The following is a 236-nucleotide window of genomic DNA, read 5'->3' as shown; positions in this document are numbered from 1 at the left end:
GCGGCGTCGATCGACTCGGCGCAGCAGGGCTCCATCATCATCCACAAGTTCGCGAACCCGGGTAACGGCACGCAGAAGCCGGACGGCTCGGGCGGCAACCCGAGCACCGACGCCATTTCCGGCGTCGTCTTCGAGTACTGCCACATCGACAACATCGACCTGCTCAGTGGCGACAACAGTGGCTGGAACGCTGTGAACGCGATCACGGCAGGCGAGAAGCAGGCCTCGGCGGCGCA

At 65.3% G+C, this 236-nt stretch carries 1 protein-coding gene; it reads left to right on the top strand.

Annotated features, from left to right (window positions below):
* Positions 1 to 236, top strand: a 236-nt coding sequence (locus tag SB773_RS34595) for a hypothetical protein (protein WP_410595065.1), incomplete at both ends; no start/stop codon positions are given.

Origin of the sequence: Bacillus sp. SIMBA_074 (genome assembly GCF_046534555.1) — a bacterium.
Taxonomy (GTDB): Bacteria; Bacillota; Bacilli; order Bacillales; family Bacillaceae_G; genus Bacillus_A; species Bacillus_A mycoides.
The sequence above is the reverse complement of the archived record's forward strand: the minus strand, read 5'-3'. Positions and strand labels throughout refer to the sequence as shown.